Origin of the sequence: Thiohalocapsa sp. ML1 (assembly GCF_001469165.1) — a bacterium.
Classification (GTDB): Bacteria; Pseudomonadota; Gammaproteobacteria; order Chromatiales; family Chromatiaceae; genus Thiohalocapsa.
In genome coordinates this window covers 185,497-203,188 of record NZ_JABX01000001.1, presented here as the reverse complement: position 1 = coordinate 203,188, position 17,692 = coordinate 185,497, and the positions used below count along the sequence as shown (strand labels likewise).

General features: G+C 65.8%; 17 protein-coding genes. 10 read left to right on the top strand and 7 right to left on the bottom strand.

What is annotated here, in order from left to right; all coding sequences use genetic code 11:
* Nucleotides 1-120: 120 nt before the first annotated feature.
* Entirely contained in the window at nucleotides 121-1,416 is a 1,296-nt protein-coding gene (locus tag ML01_RS00785; RefSeq protein WP_058553473.1) for an OmpP1/FadL family transporter, read from the bottom strand.
* A 458-nt stretch (nucleotides 1,417-1,874) separates the two neighbouring features.
* On the opposite strand from ML01_RS00785, the gene ML01_RS00780 reads away from it, so the two are divergent.
* The 4 genes from ML01_RS00780 (at nucleotide 1,875) to ML01_RS00765 (ending at nucleotide 5,285) form a co-directional block, all read left to right on the top strand.
* Complete coding sequence (locus ML01_RS00780) at nucleotides 1,875-2,789, top strand: LysR family transcriptional regulator (protein ID WP_058553472.1); 915 nt, start codon at nucleotides 1,875-1,877, stop codon at nucleotides 2,787-2,789.
* A gap of 26 nt (nucleotides 2,790-2,815) precedes the next feature.
* On the top strand, nucleotides 2,816-3,214 hold the full coding sequence (locus tag ML01_RS00775; protein WP_254045101.1) for a hypothetical protein: 399 nt from the start codon (nucleotides 2,816-2,818) through the stop codon (nucleotides 3,212-3,214).
* Between the two features lie 342 nt (nucleotides 3,215-3,556).
* Nucleotides 3,557-4,666 carry an AI-2E family transporter gene (locus tag ML01_RS00770; protein ID WP_058553596.1) on the top strand — a complete coding sequence of 370 codons (1,110 nt, stop codon included), beginning with the start codon at nucleotides 3,557-3,559 and terminating at the stop codon, nucleotides 4,664-4,666.
* A gap of 46 nt (nucleotides 4,667-4,712) precedes the next feature.
* Nucleotides 4,713-5,285, top strand: a complete 573-nt coding sequence (locus ML01_RS00765; protein ID WP_058553471.1) for an NnrU family protein — start codon at nucleotides 4,713-4,715, stop codon at nucleotides 5,283-5,285.
* A gap of 21 nt (nucleotides 5,286-5,306) precedes the next feature.
* Here ML01_RS00765 and ML01_RS00760 read toward each other — a convergent pair whose 3' ends face one another.
* Nucleotides 5,307-5,684: a nitrous oxide-stimulated promoter family protein gene (locus tag ML01_RS00760; RefSeq protein WP_254045100.1), complete on the bottom strand. Its 378-nt coding sequence runs from the start codon at nucleotides 5,682-5,684 to the stop codon at nucleotides 5,307-5,309.
* A gap of 255 nt (nucleotides 5,685-5,939) precedes the next feature.
* Here ML01_RS00760 and ML01_RS00755 point away from each other — a divergent pair, with 255 nt between their 5' ends.
* The 5 genes from ML01_RS00755 to tilS all read left to right on the top strand — a co-directional run bounded on the left by ML01_RS00755 (nucleotide 5,940) and on the right by tilS (nucleotide 10,576).
* Nucleotides 5,940-6,563, top strand: a complete 624-nt coding sequence (locus tag ML01_RS00755) for a L,D-transpeptidase (protein ID WP_058553469.1) — start codon at nucleotides 5,940-5,942, stop codon at nucleotides 6,561-6,563.
* A 268-nt stretch (nucleotides 6,564-6,831) separates the two neighbouring features.
* Nucleotides 6,832-7,995, top strand: coding sequence for a DNA polymerase IV (dinB, locus tag ML01_RS00750; RefSeq protein WP_058553468.1), 1,164 nt, complete (start codon nucleotides 6,832-6,834; stop codon nucleotides 7,993-7,995).
* A gap of 67 nt (nucleotides 7,996-8,062) precedes the next feature.
* Nucleotides 8,063-8,212, top strand: coding sequence for a hypothetical protein (locus ML01_RS28260; protein WP_156427481.1), 150 nt, complete (start codon nucleotides 8,063-8,065; stop codon nucleotides 8,210-8,212).
* A gap of 57 nt (nucleotides 8,213-8,269) precedes the next feature.
* Nucleotides 8,270-9,226, top strand: a complete 957-nt coding sequence (locus tag ML01_RS00745; RefSeq protein WP_058553467.1) for an acetyl-CoA carboxylase carboxyltransferase subunit alpha — start codon at nucleotides 8,270-8,272, stop codon at nucleotides 9,224-9,226.
* 21 nt (nucleotides 9,227-9,247) lie between these two features.
* Nucleotides 9,248-10,576, top strand: coding sequence for a tRNA lysidine(34) synthetase TilS (tilS, locus tag ML01_RS00740; RefSeq protein ID WP_058553466.1), 1,329 nt, complete (start codon nucleotides 9,248-9,250; stop codon nucleotides 10,574-10,576).
* Here tilS and ML01_RS00735 read toward each other — a convergent pair.
* The gene (locus ML01_RS00735; RefSeq protein WP_058553465.1) at nucleotides 10,573-11,742 is read right to left on the bottom strand and encodes a RuBisCO large subunit C-terminal-like domain-containing protein; all 1,170 of its coding nucleotides are present in this window, start codon (nucleotides 11,740-11,742) and stop codon (nucleotides 10,573-10,575) included. The two genes, tilS and ML01_RS00735, sit on opposite strands and share 4 nt — an antisense overlap.
* A 1,024-nt stretch (nucleotides 11,743-12,766) precedes the next feature.
* Between ML01_RS00735 and ML01_RS00730 the strand changes: the two genes are divergently transcribed.
* Nucleotides 12,767-13,366 (top strand): sce7726 family protein, encoded by a 600-nt coding sequence (locus ML01_RS00730; RefSeq protein WP_058553595.1) that lies wholly within the window; start codon nucleotides 12,767-12,769, stop codon nucleotides 13,364-13,366.
* Here the strand turns inward: ML01_RS00730 and ML01_RS00725 are convergent.
* The 4 genes from ML01_RS00725 to ML01_RS00715 form a co-directional block, all read right to left on the bottom strand.
* On the bottom strand, nucleotides 13,320-14,405 hold the full coding sequence (locus tag ML01_RS00725) for a beta family protein (protein WP_082673811.1): 1,086 nt from the start codon (nucleotides 14,403-14,405) through the stop codon (nucleotides 13,320-13,322). The genes ML01_RS00730 and ML01_RS00725 overlap by 47 nt on opposite strands.
* A complete protein-coding gene (locus ML01_RS00720; RefSeq protein WP_058553464.1) occupies nucleotides 14,392-15,669 on the bottom strand; it encodes an XRE family transcriptional regulator in 1,278 nt (425 codons plus the stop codon). The genes ML01_RS00725 and ML01_RS00720 overlap by 14 nt, the downstream gene beginning before the upstream one ends.
* Complete coding sequence (locus ML01_RS26715; protein WP_082673810.1) at nucleotides 15,666-16,145, bottom strand: hypothetical protein; 480 nt, start codon at nucleotides 16,143-16,145, stop codon at nucleotides 15,666-15,668. The genes ML01_RS00720 and ML01_RS26715 overlap by 4 nt, the downstream gene beginning before the upstream one ends.
* Nucleotides 16,146-16,305: 160 nt before the next feature.
* Nucleotides 16,306-17,409 carry an ABC transporter ATP-binding protein gene (locus tag ML01_RS00715; protein ID WP_371258168.1) on the bottom strand — a complete coding sequence of 368 codons (1,104 nt, stop codon included), beginning with the start codon at nucleotides 17,407-17,409 and terminating at the stop codon, nucleotides 16,306-16,308.
* Between the last annotated feature and the right edge of the window lie 283 nt (nucleotides 17,410-17,692).

Below are 17,692 nucleotides of genomic sequence, written 5' to 3'. Positions count from 1 at the left end.
TCTTTGCGCCGTCAGCCGATAAAAAAAGGCCGTCCCCAAGGTGGGGCGGCCTTAAAGGTTGCGCGACTGGTGTCGCGCCTTGGGGGACAGTGGCAGGCCGGCGTTGGCCGGTGGCGATGATCAGAAGGCGTCGAACGAGGTGCTGATCTCCAGGCCGATGAGCTGAACATCGCTCTCATACTTGCCGCTCAGCGCCGTCGTGCCGTTGATGTCGGCCGGCGCGGTGGCCCGGTCGTACGGGCGCGTGCTGCGGAAGTCGCGGTCTTCCAGCTTCACGTACATGTAGCCGAGCTCAACGTGCACGCGGTCGTTCAGCTTGTGGGCGACGCCGAAGCCGAACAGGTGACGGTCGTTGTCCGGCACGCGGGCGCTGAAGTACTTGTCGCCCTGCGGTGTCTCGTCGAAGGAGTAGCCGAAGCGTAGCTGCGTCGCCTCAGTCAAGTTGTACGTGGCGCCGACGCGATAGGCATTCGCGTCGGTCCACTGATTCTGATCATCGCTCAGGATCGAGCCGTTCAGATCGCCGACGATCTTGATCTCCTCGAACTCGCTCCAGCCGGTTCGGGTCCAGTCGAATTCCACGGCAAACTTGTCCGGGATGAATTCATAGCGCACGCCGAGCTGCAGTCGCCAGGGCAGGTCCAGGTCCAGCTCGGCTGTTTGGCTGGGACTCATGCCCCCCATGACCAGCCGCCGATCCAGTGCCGTGAAGTTGCCCTGTAGATCGAGCGTGGAAGCGGAATGGAAGTTGACGCCGGCGCTGAAGCGGTCCTTGACGTACATCGCGCTCAGGTTGAAGCCGAGGCCCGAGCCGTCGCCCTCCATCTGCGAAATCGAGGAATCGAGCTGGGCGGCCCTCGCCCAGTAGATATCGGCACCGGCGGACACGGCAAACTCGGGCGCGACCTTGTAGGTCACGGTCGGCGTGAAGTCGACGATCTCAAGCTTGCTCTGCGTCGGCTGCGGGCTGAGCGGGATATTCGTGCCCGGAACAACTCCGGTGAGCTGGGGGAAGGTATTCAGCGCCCAGCGCGTCTCCAGCCCGAAGGGGGCCGTGACGCCGAGCCCGGCGGACCAGCGGTCGTCGATGCGAATGGCGATTTGTGCCATCGGTGCCACAAACCAATCCGCTGTGGTGGCGTCGCCGCCGCCGCCCGGGATGTTGACGCTGAGGTCGGGATTCAACAGCAGCATGCCGAGGTTGATGGTGCTCTCTTCGTGAAAGGCCATCGCCGCCGGGTTGTACGCGATGGCGCCGCGCTCCTCCGGGTTGGCGACGAGGGCGTTGGCCGTGCCCACGCCAGCGGTGGAGAGCTCGGGCACCGCAAAGCCGGATGCGACGGTGTTGCTTGAGGCGCAAATCGCGACGATGGCTGCGGTGATTGTGCGCGTCGGGAAGTGGTGCAGGCTGGTCATTCGTCCCCCCGTAACTGGTCGTTATTGTCGCTCGGGATGGGGTCGGGGCAACCCGTGCGCCCGACCATGGTGGCAAAGATACGCCACTTTGTTGCGCTTTTCCAGTACTGTTGCGAATTTGCACGTAACCGTGGCCGCGCCGGCCCGGCCGGGGCTCCAATGCTTATCCGCGCGCAACTGACCCAGGCGGGGTTTAAAGCCCAAAGCACCTGAAATTTTTGCATAAATCCCGCGGAACACTCCCGTCTGTGTTATAAAGCGGGCTTATGCATGCCGTTTCTGGGGTCTGGGTTTTGTGGTAACGAACACATCACCAAGATTGGGGGCGGCGTGGTTGCTGCACCGCGGTACCGACCGCTCGTCGGCTGCCTGGAGGCGTCGTGAGCCTGCCGAGACGCTGCTGCGGCCGCTCTTCACAATGCGTTCGCCCGAGCGCTTACCGAATCGAGGTCCCAGCAATGGCTGACCGCAGATTGCAGGTGTTTCATACCGTCGCCCGGATGCTCAGCTTCACAAAGGCGGCCGAGTCGCTGCACATGACGCAACCGGCCGTGACCTTCCAGGTCCGCCAGCTTGAGGAGTACTTCAATACGCGCCTGTTCGATCGGACGCACAACCGCATCAGCCTCACCGACGCGGGCAGGCGCGTCTTCGAGTACGCGGACCGGATCTTCGAGCTCTATGGCGAAATGGAAAACGGCGTGCGCGAGCTGACGGGGGACATCAGCGGGGCGCTGACCATCGGCGCCAGCACGACCATCGCCGACTACATGCTCCCGACGCTGCTCGGCGACTTCAACGCGCGCTATCCAGACGTAGCCATCCATCTCAAGGTGTCGAACAGCGACGGCATCGTGGCGATGGTGGAGAGCAACGCCATTGACCTCGGGGTCGTGGAATCGCCCGTCGCGAACAAGAATCTCGTTGTGGAGACCTGCAAGCAGGATCAGCTCGTCGCCATCGTGCCGAAGGGACACCCACTCGCCGGCCAGAAGCAGATCCACTTCAGTGCGTTGCTGGACTTCCCGTTCATCTGCCGCGAGGAGGGCTCAGGGACCCGGGACGTCATCAACGGCTATCTGGACGGTCTTCCGGACTGTGCGGCCGGGCTCAAGGTCGCCATGGAGCTCGGCAGCCCAGAGGCCTTGAAGGGGGCTGTGGAGGCGGGCATGGGGGTGTCGGTGGTGTCCAAGGCCACCGTGCAGAAGGAGCTCAAGCTCGGCACATTGGTCACGCTGGCGCTGGACCCGCCGCTGGTGCGGCCGTTCTCCTTCGTGCACCAAAAACAGAAGTTTCGGGTGCGGGTCATGGAGGAACTGCTTGAGTTCGCCCGCGCCTACTGCAAGAACCATCAGTCCTTGGATGCCATCTGAGGCCGGCCCCGGCTGGACCCACGCCTATGCTGCCGCCTGGCCTGATGCAGATGCAACCGGGTTCTGCCGATGAGCGACGGCTCGTCAAGCGCTTCCGCGCCCTCGACGCCGATGCGCAACGCACGCTGCTCGTGTTCGCGGACTTTCTGGCCGCACGCGCAAGTGATGCGCCGGCTAGGTCCGCGGCGCCCGAGCCGCTCGCCGAGCCTATCCCGGAAACGCGCCCGGCCGAGGAGAGCGTGGTGGCCGCCATCAAGCGTCTACGCCGCAGTTATCCCATGCTGGACGGGGGTACAATGCTCCAAGAGACCTCCGCGCTGATGAGTGCCCACGTGCTCCAGGGGCGTGCGGCCGCCGCGGTCATCGACGAGCTGGAGGGCCTGTTCGCCCGGGCTTATGCGGCGCTGCGGACCGATGTCGACTAGATTGCGTGACGGCGCCGAATGCTTGCGGGCGCGTCGAAATCGGGATCGAAATCGGGATCGGTATCGGGATCGGTATCGTTTGTGACTTCGTTCGATAGCGAGGGCAAAGGGCCGAGGGCCGAGGGAGCCCGCCTCGGCCCTCGGGATGCGTTGCCACTCGGTTCGATAGCGATTTCGATTTCGATTTCCATAGCGACGAGCACGATTCGTCGGTCTGAGGCCAAGCCTCGCTAGACAATTGTCGAGGCCTGCGCACGCATCGCCCCCTGGTCGATCCGCGTCCGCCTCCGCCCAACCTTGAGCCACAGCAAGACCGCCGTGATTCCGTCGGATCACCAGCCGTTGCGAGCCCCGCATCCGAGCCCCTTCCAGGTGCTGGCGGATTGGTTCCGGCGGCATTTCTCGGACCCGCAGGTGATCGTGCTGACGGTCTTCGTCGTCGGCATCATCGCGGTCGTGCTGCTGCTCGGGCACATGCTGATGCCGGTCATCGCGAGCATCGTCGTGGCCTATCTGCTGGAGGGCTTCGTCGCCTTGCTGGTGCGCCGGCGTTGGCGCCGGCTGATCGCCGTCAGTGTCGTTTTCACGCTATTTCTTGCGTTCGTCGTGGCCGTGCTGGTGGGTGTGTTGCCGCTGGTGTACCGGCAGGTGTCGGACCTGGTGCACCAACTGCCGCAGATGCTGGCGCAGGGCCAGCAGGGGCTGATGGCGCTGCCCGAGCGCTATCCGGAGCTGGTGAGCGTGGCGCAGGTCGATGAGGCCATGTCTGCGATGCGCCGCGAGCTGGTGGCCTATGGCCAGAGGCTGTTGTCGATGTCCGTGTCGTCCATTGTCGGCGTCATCACGCTCCTGGTGTATCTGATCTTGATGCCGCTCCTGGTGTTCTTTTTTCTGAAGGACAAGGACCTGATCCTCGGCTGGTTCGCCCGCTACATGCCGCGGCATCGCGGTATCGCCGGCACGGTCTGGAAGGACGTGGATCGGCAGATTGCGAACTACGTGCGCGGAAAGTTCTGGGAGATCCTGATCGTGTGGGCAGTCAGCTTCGCGACCTTCTCGGCGTTCGGGCTCAACTACGCGATGCTGCTCGCGCTCCTAGTGGGCCTGTCGGTGATCATCCCGTATGTCGGCGCCTCCGTCGTGACGGTGCCGGTGGTGCTCATTGCATGGTTCCAGTGGGGCTGGAGCGCGCCCTTTGTCTGGCTGACCGCGGCCTATCTCATCATCCAGGCCCTGGACGGCAACGTGCTGGTGCCGCTGCTGTTCTCCGAGGTCGTGGACCTGCATCCGGTGGCGATCATCGTTGCGATTTTGGTGTTCGGCGGCATCTGGGGTTTTTGGGGCGTGTTCTTCGCCATCCCGCTCGCGACCGTCGTGCAGGCCATCCTGAGCGCTTGGCCGCGTGCGGATGAGCAGGACGCGACCCAGGTGCCCGCGGGCGGCACAGACTGACCCCGCGGGTGCCGTTTCGATTCTCACTAGCCCCTCAGGACCCCCCATGCTGCAGTTGATGCTCGGATTGGCGCTATTTCTCGGTGCCCACTCTATTGCCATCGTCCGCCCGGACTGGCGTCGGCGGGCACTTGCCCGCTTCGGCGAGGTGCCGTGGAAGCTCGTCTATAGCCTCGTTTCCGTGCTCGGTGTCGTGCTGATCGTGCTGGGCTACGGGGCGATGCGGGCCGACCCGATTGTGTTGTATCAGTCGCCCACATGGCTGCGGCACGTCGCGCTGTTGCTGATGCTGCCGGTCTTCCCGCTCGTGCTGGCGGCGTACCTGCCGGGGCGCATCCAATCGACGCTGAAGCATCCGATGCTGGTCGCCGTCAAGCTCTGGGCCGTCGCGCACCTGCTCGCAAACGGCACCCTCGCCGACCTGCTCCTGTTCGGCGGCTTTCTGGCTTGGGCGGTGGTGGATCGCGTGTCGCTGAAGCGCCGGGCGGCGGCGCCGGTGCCCGGGGCGCCGGCGGGCAAATGGAATGACTGGATCGCGCTGGTGGCCGGCGTCGCGCTGTACGTCGCGTTCCTGCTGTTTCTGCACCGCTGGCTGTTCGGCGTTGCGCCGATCGGCTGAGTGCGGCTCCGGCTTGCGCGCTCAGGTCAGCGAGAAACGCGCGCGCAGCTTGTCCCAGAAATGCTGCAGGCCAAGCAGCGGATGCCGCAGCGGCATCCGCGGCCCGGCGTAGCGCATGACCTCGACGATGCGCGCGCGCCGCGTCTGGCTGTAGCAGTGCACGCTGCAGTCGTTGCACGGCATCTTGGACTCCCCGAACACGCAAACGTCGAGCCGCTGATTCGCGTAGCGCAGCAGCTCGGCGCAGTCCGGGCAGAGTCCGGCGTCGTCGACATGGTGATGGTCTCGGCAGTAGATGCCGATCATCGCCGTGATGGTGCGGCGCTCGCGCTCGATGCGGTGGCCATGGTTGGCCGGTCGCAGACCAGCGGCGCGCAGGGGTCGGGCTCGCATTTGCATGGCGCCATTATCCGAGCTGCGACCGCGCGCGGTTTGACGATTGTCAATTAAATCTGACATCAGACGAAGCTGACATGTCACGGGAGCGCATCGGCAGTCCGAGCTGGTGCAGCGTTCGTAAAATTTAGGGATTTCCCCGACGCCGAGGGCAAAGTCTGCTCCGCGGAACAAGCGGCCTGTGTTCTGCTGTCGAAGAAGCTAACGGTTGGCCGCAACTTGGCCCTCATTCAGCGTCACAGGCCCAGGAATTCCCCGATGCAGAGATTTGTCCTTCCACCGCTGGTGCTGGCGCTCGCGCTGCTCACCGGCTGTGCTCACCAGAGTTACCCCGAACTGCCCGCGGACGTCGCGGCGCAGCACACCGACGGCCGGGTGCCGGCGGACCCAGCCGCGCAGGTCATCGATCAGAACGCCACTGCGTTGGCCGCGAACGTCTCCAGCGTCGCCGAGCGCGAAGCCCAGCTCGCGCCCGTGCCGCAGGAGGTCGTCCCGCCGCCGCCCGATCCTGCCGCGCTGCCGGCGGCAGATGCCCGCAGGCTCGAGATCCTGCTCGGCGATCGCCGCTTCGAGTACTACGAGGACGACCGCTTGGTCTGGTCCGGCAAGATCTCCGCCGGTGCGCCCGAGCATCCGACGCCGGCGGGCGAGTTCCGCGTCACGGCCAAGAACATCAACAAGCGCTCCGGCAGCTATACGAACTATTTCAACTGGCCGACGCCGATGCCTTATGCCATCCAGTTCAAGGGGCCCTACTGGGTGCACGAGGGCTACGTGCCGAACGAGCACGCGTCGCACGGTTGCGTGCGGCTGCGCCATGATGACGCCCGGTTCGTCTACGCCCGGATGCAGGTCGGCGACAGCGTCAAGGTCGTGCGCTGATCAGCAGCGGACGTTGCGCGCCCGACCATGCAGCGCTGGGTCATGCACCTAGATCGCTTGACGGCGGCGTATGTTTGCAGATGAGTCAAGTTTCACGACGAAACGGCGCTCGCAGGCGAAAGGGCCGAGGGCCGAGGGCCAAGGGAGCCCGTCTCGGCCCTTGGCCCTTGGCCCTTGGCCCTTGGCCCTTGCTTCAATGCGCCGACGAGCGGGCTGCGCAAGACTAGGCGCCGTGCCCTGGTCGGTCTGAGGCTCTGCCTCGCTAGACATGGACGCGTTCTACGCCGCCGTCGAGCAGCGCGATGACCCCCGCCTCCGTGGCCGCCCCGTGGTGGTGGGCGCCCTGCCCGGCGGGCGGGCTGTGGTCGCCACTTGCTCCTACGAGGCCCGGCAATCCGGCATCCGCTCGGCAATGCCCATCGCCGAGGCCTACCGGCGTTGCCCGGATGCAGTGTACCTGCGTCCCCGCATGGCCCATTACGCCGCGACTTCCCGACGCATCCGCCGCGAGCTCGATGCCATCTCGCCGGTGGTGGAGCCCGTGTCCATCGACGAGGCCTTCGTCGACATCTCAGGGCTCGAGCGCCTGATCGGCCCGCCGGAGGCCGTCGGGCTGCCGGCCAAGCGCCGTATCGCCGCGGCCATCGGCCTCAGCGCGTCGGTCGGCATCGGCCCCAACCGGCTCATCGCCAAGCTCGCCTCCGAATACCGCAAGCCCGATGGGCTTACCGTCGTCGCGCCGGCGGACATACAGGCCTTCCTGGACCCGCAACCGGTGGCGGTGCTGCGCGGCGTTGGTCGGCAGACGCTGCCACACCTTACCCGCGTCGGCATCCACACGGTCGCGGACCTGCGCAACCGGCCAGTGGTGGAGCTGCAACGGCACCTGGGCGCGCGGCTCGCCGCGGCGCTGCACGCACAGGCCCACGGCATCGCGTCGAGCGAGGTGGTGCCCCGAACGCAGCGCAAGTCCATCTCGAAAGAGACCACCTTCGCCGTTGATCGGACGGACCGCGCAGACCTGCGCGAAACCTTGCGGGCACTCGCCGCCGACGTCGCCCATACCGCCCGTGCCGAGGGCGTGGCCGGGCGCATCGTCACGCTCAAGGTCCGTTGTTCCGGCTTCATCACCCACACGCGCCAGCACCGCCTGGACCGGGCGACGGACGACGAGCGTGAGCTGTTTGCCGAGGCCTGGCGGCTGTTCGAGCACGCGGGCCTGCCGCGGGACCCAGTGCGGCTTATCGGCGTCGGCTTGAGCGCTCTCACGCAGCCTGAGCCGCGCCAGCCGGACCTGTTCGAGGTCGCCGATCGGCCGCTGCGCGATGCGAGGCTTGCCCGCACGCTCGACGCGCTCAGGGCGCGTTTCGGCGACGGTGCCGTCGGCTTCGGGCTCGCGCGCGGCAAGGACGCCCGCGGGCCGTGCGACTAAATTCAGCCAGCGCATGCCGGCGGGCGGATTGCTAGAATCGCAGCCCACTTCCGCGCCGGAGTCCGTCATGTTCGTCACCAACCTGATCCTCGCCATCGCGTTCATCCTCATGATCGCCGTTGCCATCTGGCTCTTCCGCAGCAGCGAGGGCGGCTCCGTCCCCGGCGCCCGGCGCGAGCAGGTGCGCATCGTCGACAGCGATGAGAAAAAGGACTGATGCATTGGCAAACCCTGCTGTCACCGTGGAATCCACTCGGGGTAGAATTCCACGGCTATGGACCTGAACTTCCTACCCTTTGAACAGCCCGTCGCAGAGCTCGAGGCCAAGATCGAGGAATTGCGGCATGTCGGCGACGATAACGAGATCAACATCGCCGAGGAGATCGAGCATCTCCAGCAGAAGAGTCGGGCGCTCACCGAGCAGATCTTCGCGGGACTCTCGCCTTGGCAGATCTCGCAGCTTTCCCGGCATCCGCTCCGACCTTACTTTCTCGATTACGCCCGGCGCATCTTCGACGGCTTCCAGGAGCTGCACGGCGATCGTGCCTTTGCCGATGATTACGCCATCGTCGGCGGGCTCGCGCGACTGGACGGGCGTGCGGTGGTCATCATCGGCCACCAGAAGGGTCGGGACACCAAGGAGAAGATCCAGCGCAACTTCGGCATGCCGCGTCCGGAGGGCTATCGCAAGGCCCTGCGGCTGATGTACCTCGCCGAGCGCTTCGGGCTGCCGATCTTCACCTTCATCGACACGCCGGGTGCCTATCCCGGCGTCGGCGCCGAGGAGCGCGGCCAGAGCGAGGCCATCGCGCGCAACCTGCAGGTGATGGCGTCGCTGCGGGTGCCCATCGTCTGCACTGTCACCGGCGAGGGCGGCTCCGGCGGCGCCCTGGCCATCGGCGTCGGCGACCGGCTCATCATGCTCCAGTACAGCACTTACTCGGTGATCTCGCCCGAGGGCTGCGCGTCGATCCTCTGGAAGAGCGCCGAAAAGGCCCAGCTCGCCGCCGAGGCGATGGCCATTACCTCGTCGCGGCTCTACGATCTTGATCTCGTCGATGCCGTGGTGCCAGAGCCCCTGGGCGGTGCGCACCGGGACGTGGACCAGATGGCCGGCTCGCTGCGCGGCACGCTCATCGAGGCCTTGGCGGAGCTGGAGTCGATGTCCTTGGACCAGCTCATCGCCGCCCGCTATGACCGGCTGCGGAGCTACGGGCGCGTCAAGGACTAGCCGCGCCCGCGCGCCCACCTGATGCGGGCCGCGGATCGACTTGACCCCGCGCGGCTCGCGGCCGCCCTGGCGCCGGCCCGCGGCGGCCGGCTCTGGATCGCCTACAGCGGTGGCCTCGACTCCCATGTGCTGCTGCACGCCGCGGCCGGCTTGGGCCGGGCGCTTGGTGCCGAGCTGCGGGCCGTGCATATCCACCATGGTCTGCAGACCGCGGCGGATGCCTGGGTCGCGCACTGCGAGCAGATGTGCGCCGCGCTCGGCGTGGCGCTCGACGTGCGACATCTGCGCCTCGCGCCGGCCCCGGGCGAGAGCCTGGAGGCCGTCGCCCGCGACGCCCGCTACGCCGCCTTCCGCGCGCTGCTGTCACCCGGCGATTGCATCGCCAGCGCCCATCACCGCGATGATCAGGCCGAGACGCTGCTGCTCGCGCTGCTGCGCGGGGCCGGCGTGCACGGGCTCGCGGCGATGCCGCACAGCGCCGCGCTCGGTGCCGGCCGGCTGCTGCGCCCGTTGCTGGACCTGCCCCGGGCGGCGCTCGTCGAGTACGCCGCAGAGCACGGGCTGTGCTGGATCGATGACCCGAGCAACCAGGACCCGGTGCGCGACCGCAATCGGCTGCGCAGCCTGATCATCCCGTCGATCAAGGCGCGCTGGCCGGCGCTGGACCGCACCGCGGCGCGCACGGCCTCCCACTGTGCCGAGGCGGCGGCGCTGCTCGATGGCTTCGCGGACGAGCTGCTCGCGGGGCTCGGCGCCGATGCGGCGGGCGGCCTGCCCGCGGCCGGGCTCCTGGACCTCGATGCCGCCCGCCGGCGGCTGGTGCTGCGCCGCTGGCTCGCGCGGCAGGGGTTTCTGCCGCCGCCTGCGGATCGGTTGCAGCGCATTGCCGACGAGCTTCTGCCCGTGGCGCCCGATCGCCAGCCGCTCGTCGCCTGGAGCGGCTGCGAGGTGCGCCGGCATCGCAGACACATCTACGCCCTCGCGCCGCTGCCGCCAGCGCCGCCGACGATGCTGGAGGTTGGTGCCGCGCCGGTGCTGGTGCTGCCCGCTGGGCTCGGTGAGCTGAGTTGGGCGCTCGCCGCCGCCGGGCAGCGCCAGGTCAGCGTCGGCTTCGGGTTGCCCGGCCTGCGTTGCGCGCGCCAGGCTCGCCCGTCCGCGACGCTGAAGGCGCTGTACCAGCAGGCCGGCGTGCCGGCTTGGCTGCGGCCCTACGTGCCGCTGGTGCTGGTGGACGGACAGCTCGCCGGCGCCGGCGGCGTCGCGTTGTGCGGTACGGCGCTGGGGCGGCTGCGCTGGAGCGGTCATCCGTGGCAGCAGCGCGGCTGGTTCGCCGAGGAGGTTTCGGCTTAGCGTGGGTCGGCCACGTCCGCCGCCAAAGCCCGGAAGCGCCGACAACGGCGCACGAGATCCTCGCCCGGCTCCAGCGCATGCAGATCGCCGCCGATCAGCAGCATCACGTCCACGCCGTAGAACGCCCGCAGCTCCGCGACGCGTGCGAGCCGCATGCCGCCCGCGGGCACCGGGAAGATCGGTGCCAGCTTGCCCATCGCGTCGGTGCAGCCGGTGACGATGTCGCGGCACTCGGCCTCGCTGTACGCGAAGCGCCCGCCGCTGTGGGGAAAGATCGCCGCGTCCGCCCCGGCCAGCCGGTGCAGGCGCCCGTACAGCACCCGATGCGACAGCCCCGCGTCCGGGCCCACCGCGAGCCCGCCGATGAAGGCCGGATGGCCGAGGATGGGCAGGTCCAGCGCCGGGTCGTCGGCGAGCGCGCGCAGGGCATCGAGGCCGGCCAGGCCAGGGCAAAACAGGAGCCCCCCCGCGCCCAGCTCCCGCGCCCGCCGTGCCCGCTGCTGGATCCGATCCGCCGGGGCCGTGACATTGGGCAGGTACAGGCAGCGCTCGCCGGTCTCGCGATTGGCGCGCGCTACGGCCTCCGCGCAGCGTGCGACGCGTTCTTCGAAGGGACAGAAGGGCTGATCGGCGAGGCCGTGGTCGTCCTTGATCAGGTCGATGCCGCCGAGGGCCAGCCCATACGCCAGCTCCGCGAGCGCCGCCGGCGAGAGCCCCATGGGCTTCAGCGCGGTGCACAGCAGCGGCCGGTCGTGCACGCCGAGGCGCTTGCGCAGCCCGGCGATGCCGAAGCGCGGGCCGTGGAACGGCCGCAGCAGCGAGGCCGGCAGCTCGAAGTCCAGCAGCCGCACGCCGGCTTGCAGGCTGATATTGCCGAACAGCACGTTCAGGAGCTGGGTCAGCTCGCCGCCGGCGGCCTCCACCGGGTAGCGGATGGTCGCGTCCCAGGCGCCGTCGCCTGCGGGCGCCAGCTCCGCCACGGTGCCGACGATGCCGTCGCGGATCCGCGCATTGGGCAGCAGCGCGTCCGGGAATTCGACGGTCTGCTCCAGGCAGATCTCGCGCGCGCGGGCCATGGCGTCGGCGGCGCTGTCGGCGCGCAGTCGGTAGGTGGCCCCGAAGCGCTCGCGGCTCAGTGACAGAACAACGGGGTCGTGGATGGGCATGCTGCCTCCCGGGGTTGCGCGGTGATGTTTATCTTCACGCGGTGCCGGCATCCTGCCGGCATGGCTCATTGGTGTCGGCATGGGACGGTCATTGCCTTGTAGATGGCTGAGTACACGGCACCGAAAAATTGTCCACATCCCGGATTCGCGCCGCCGGCGTCGAGGAGGTAGCTACATTCTCCCAGCTCAGCGTTATGAAGGACAAAGCGATCCTTGCTCCCACTGTCTACGGGCTCCCCTGCGAAATGGTGGTCTAGGGTGGCTTCGCCTCAGACCGACAAGCCGTGCAACCGAACCCGATCCCGATCCCGATCCCGACGCGCCTGGCCGCGTTGATGCGTCATCGAAACTTGACTCATTTGCATGCATTTGGCGCCGTCAAACGTTAGGTCTGTCCGCGGTTTCCGTCGGCGGCGCGGCCGATGGCGCTGGCGCGGGCGGTCAACAGGTCAACACGCACTGCTTTGCCGCGGAAGCCGAAGTCGATACCGCCTGTCATCGCCGGGCCCTCGCAGTTCGCGCCGGTCGCCGGGCCCGTCGGGGTCCTTCGGCACTTCGCGCATTGCGCCGGAAACGACAGGGCGATAGGCTGCCTGGCCTGGGGGCGACTTGGCTTCGACGTGGGTCGGAGAACCGGCGGTGCGTGCCGAGGTGCGGGAAACCTCGTAAATGCATGCCGAGAATCATAGTTGCTAACCACGGCAACTGCGCTCTGCCGCTTAACCAATTGGATCTCGCGCCGTCGCTTGCCTGTGGGCGTGGATTCGCGTCTGAGGGGCGGACCGCTCTGAGCGACCTGTTATCGTGCCAAACACGTGTTATCAAGTGCTTGCGAAACAGCAGCAGCCCCGCCCGGACACTTCGTAGAGCGGTGTCCGGTGTTGCGCCTGGTTGGCCCCTTCTGTGCCCCGTCTGGTCCCACTCTGCGCGACGGTTAGATGCCCAGCGATAGCGTCCACTTTATAAACTGGTGTCCACTCTATCAAGCAAGCAATCAAGCCAGGGCACGGAAACAGCAGTGATCATGCGCACATACGTCGTTACAAGAGATTCGGATATCCGCATCGCGCTGCATGCGCAGCGTCTGCGGCGTTTCAAGGCGCAACCGGGTACGCTCGTGATCGATGAACTTGGTCTCGCGCACGCGAGGAGCCGCATCGACGTGGCCGTCATTAATGGCTGCATTCACGGCTATGAAATCAAGAGCGCCAAGGACACCCTAGACAGGTTCGCAACCCAGATTGAAATCTATCGCCAGACGCTGCAGAAGCTCACGATCGTTGTCGCGCCAAAGCATCTCGTGGGCATAATGAGCCATGCGCCCGAATGGTGTGGCGTGATCGCGGCTGAGCAGGGACCAAGAGGGGGCATCCGCTTTCAGATGTTGCGCAATGCCGCCCCCAATCCCGAGATCGATCCAGTCATGATGGCGCATCTGCTTTGGCGTGAAGAGGTCATCGAGTTGCTGGGCCAAGCCGGTTACGCGCAGAAGGAACTTCGCCGGCCGAGAAAGCAGCTCTACCAAATGCTGTGCGAGACCATGACGTTGCGCGAAATAACGGCTTCGATCCGCACGTTCATGGTGCAGCGCCAGACGTGGAGAGATCGTCCAGCACATATGTGATGTGGTGGTTGATCGCCACCGTCTTCCATCGCGTCTGATTGCTGGGCTTCGCCGTCCGCGCCGCGCACTTGGCAATGTAGTCATCGCCACTGGAAAACCCGGCTTCCCTGAATTTGCCCGACGCCACGATTGATGCGCAGTGATCGTGCATCTGACCGGGATCGTCGCGGAACGCCCCACCCTTGCGCACTTCCCATTCTGATGCTGTCGTGTAAACGAGCTTTCCGGCCGACTTGATTTTCCGCATGTCCACCGGCGCAAATTCTGGATGAACGATGGTGTGGTCTCCGTAATTGGGTTTCCGCATTCTAGCAGGCATCTTGCCGAGCAGTGCTTTATAGAAGAGCCAGTCATGGCGTGGGAGTTGGTCGACACCCTTGGCAACGTCCTTGAATGTTTTCGGGATTGCCGTGCCAATCACGACGAAATTGCGAAAGTTGTGCAGGTCACCAAGCCTTTGCACGGCCGCAATCAGCAGGCCAGCGAAAGCAACGTAGGGCTCGAAATTCGGCGCGCCGAGGTCGATAACGAGATCGACCTCGGTGAGCGATAGACCGAGCGACGTTACCAAGGCCTCAATGCGCGTGCGCGCATCCGGCTTCATCAGATCCTCCAACCGGATCGCAATTGCCGATCCAAGGCCATCGGTCGAAGCGATCGCCGCGACGGATGCGGCCATGGACGTGGATGCGTCAAGAGGAACGGCGGGTATCGCATTCGCCTGGAATGCGCGCAGGGCTTCGAACACGTATGTGAGGACGTCGCGACCGTCTCCCATCGGCTCGCCGGCAATACGGGGGTGCACGCCGACCCACGCGGGTCGTTGCCCCCACTTGCGATTGAAACGGGCGGAAAAGGGATGAACGTGCTCATGTACGGACTTCTTCAGTTGCCGCAATTCGAAATCGAATTCGACTTCCGGGATGATAACGTAGGGCGCGATGCGGTCCTTAGCGGCGGCTGCAAGGCCGGCAAGCGCCTGATACTCCCCCTGCCGCCACCGCAGCGCCGGTACATACATGTCCTTAGTCAAGATCATCGCTCGCCTCCTCAAACTGGGAGCGCACCTGACCCTGACCAACCAGATCGTTCAGAATGCTGTAGTTGCCGCGCTCCTTTCTGATCCGGCCTGCGACGATACTGGGATCGATGCCGATCGCGTCCGCATCGATCTTCACTGCCTCTTCCGAGAGGGCGAAACGCGAGAGGCACTGATCCCACAGTTCTTCGGGTATCAGAGCGCCGAGCGCAAATTTATCCGCTTCCGCCTCGATCGCGTCACCGTCATTGCCGCTTTCCTCGTCGAAGAAATCGAAGCGGAGACCGTCAAAGAGATGCAGGAAGACATGACCAAGTTCGTGCATCAGCACGAACCAGAAATTATCTAGTCGGTCGTAGCGCAGCGTAAGGCCAACAACAGGCGTATCGCCATCGGCGAGCATCGCGGCCCCGTCGAGATAAGATCCTGGAAGGTGACGTTCGACTATGAGAACGATGCCTTTCGTGGCCAACAGATCCCGTGCGCGTTGAGGCCCGTCATCCCATTTCGTCAGACGCACAAGCTCTGGCACCCACCGATCATTCAAGTCGAAGACGCCAACCTCACCGGCTTTGACTTTACCGCGCGCGCGCTCCAGAATTCGCGCCTGCCACGCGAGAAGGGAGTATTCGTTCGGCACGTTTCCGCTGCGCATTTTCTTGCGATGAAGTGCCGTCGCAAATTGCGGCCCAGCGGCGCGCTGGAAGTAATCCTTGACGCACTCGATGGGATTTGCGCCGCGCGGCAGATCAAGCCACTTACGCTTGATCATCTCCTTGTAGGGGAACTGACCCCAAACGATATCGTCGGCGTTGCCCCACGCGAAGATCGATCCTGTAGATCGCCTGGGTCCTTCGAAACTTTCCGAAGCCTTTACGCCTAGCGCCTTCGAAATCTCGATCAATCGTCCAAGGCTCGCGCCCATGTAGTCGGTCGCCTCGTAACGTTGCACCTGTTGCGGCTTCATGCCGAGTTTTTCCGCAAGGTCCGTCTGGCTCATGCCGGAGGCAACCCGGGCCTGCACCAGGACGCGCGGCAATTCCTCAAGAGAATAGGTCTTGGAGAATGAGACCTGCCCGGATTTGAGCAGATTGTACTCGGCAAGCTCGGCCTCGATTTCGGCGATCTGACTCATGAGGCCATCGATCTCCGCCTTTTTGAGCCATGCCTGATCCGGGGCGCTAGCCTTCGCAGCGGACAGTGCGTCCTGGAGCTTGGCCAGTTGTGCGGTTGAGATATTGTATTGTTTGCCGCTGTAGATCATGGCTGTACCTTCCCCAAAAGAAGAGGATCTGCCGAAAGCGAAATCAGAACGATCCCTTTCTGTTTACCTGTAAAACGATCCAGTTGAAAAAAATCGACAAATGCCCGCCCAACATCCGAGCACACCATCGAGGACGGAAAAAACTCCCCCTTGAATGCGGCTTTCTGAGCCGCTCGGCCGTTCCCGAATTCCAGGAACACGGGATCAAGCTTGGATGGATCGACTCCCGACGGGTCCCAACATGCATCGAAATCGCCGGGTCTCGGTTTGCCGGTCACGTAGCTGCCGTCGAGATAAATCGCCGGACATCCGGCCAATCGCAACTTGCCAGAGGCTAAGACGAGACCACCGAACAGTTCTCGCCGCCAGAGATTCGTCGCAAACGTCGCGGCCACATTCTCAAGGGTCGCCGCGTGAGCCCCTGGGGGCAGAACGGTCCAGGGGGAGCCGGGCAAAGGGACGAGAGCAGGAATCATGGATACAACAATAGTGTTGTAAGAAGATCGAGTCAAGTGATCGGCCGCATCCGTCCGCTCGCCGCGTAGTTAGGCGGGACCCTCGCGTACGGACCCCCGTGGCCGTTAAGCGCTCGCCGCTCAGGGACAGTGCGGCGGGGAGGTTCCTGTGGCGGTCTGCTCAAGCGTTGTCCAGCAACGGAAACACCACGAGATGCTCCGCCTGGAGCTGCACGCCGATCTCCTCGCCGATGGCGTGGCGGTGATGGCTCGGCACCAGGCACAGGACCTCGGCACCGCTGCCGAGGCGCAGCGTGTAAAGGAACTCGGCGCCGCGAAACGCGCGCTCAGCGATGGTGGCCTTGCGCGGGCTGGAATCGTCGTAGACCAGGTCGTCCGGGCGGATCAGCACCTCGGCGACGCTGCCCGGCGGCAGGCCGTGCGGTGCTGCGCCGGTGATGCGGCCGAGCTCGGTCTTGACCTGATGGGTATCCTGCACCGTCGCCGGCAGCAGCGCTCCCTGGCCGACGAAGTCCGCAACGAACCGGTTCGCGGGCTCGTGATAAAGACTGAACCCGGTGCCCCACTGATGCACGCGCCCATCGCCGATGACGCCGATCAGGTCCGCCATCGCAAAGGCCTCGAACTGATCATGCGTGACCAGGATGGCCGTGACCCCCTCGCGCTTCAGCAGGTGCCGGACCTCGCGCGCGAGCTGCTCACGCAGCTCGGTGTCCATGCTGGAGAAGGGCTCGTCGAGCAGTAGGATGCGCGGGCGCGGCGCCATGGCCCGCGCGAGCGCGACGCGCTGCTGCATGCCGCCGGAGAGCTCGTGCGGATACTGCCGCGCCGCGCCGGCGAGGCCGATGAGCGCGAGCAGCTCCGCGACCCTGGCGCGCTGGGCATCCGCGCTCTGGCCGCGCAGGCCGAAGGCGATGTTCTTCGCCACCGTCAGGTGCGGGAAGAGCGCAAAGTCCTGGAACACCATGCCGATCTGGCGCTGCTCCGGCGGCCTGGTGAGGCCGGGGCGCGCGACCAGCTCGCCGTGCAGCCGAATCTCGCCCCGGCTCACCGGCTCGAACCCCGCTATGGCGCGCAGCAGCGTGGTCTTGCCGCAGCCGCTCGGGCCGAGCAGGCAGCCGATATTGCCGGGCGCGAGCTCGAAGGAGATGTCCTGCACGACGGGCGTGTCGCCGTAGGCGACGCTGACGTCGCGCACCGACAGTTGGCTCGTTGCCGCGTCCTCCACGGCCGCGGCCGGGCGGTTGGCGGCGGGCGGCGGCAGGGGCGTGGTGCGTGCTTCGGCGTTCGGCATTGCGGCAGTGGGACGTGAGCGGAATCGTCGAGACCGGGCCGGAGCGCCCGCCCGCGGCTCTGCGGCCGTTGCGCACCTGACTTTAAGTCGCATTGGCGGCGCGCCGCCGCAAGGCCCGGATTATGGCGGATGAGGCCGCCCGCGCACAGGCGCATGCCGGCACCCGGTGCCGATGTTGCCGCGAGCGCGCGGTTGGCGGTGCTGATGATCCGGCTGATGGGTCACCCGAGCGGACTTGGCGCAATGCCGGTAT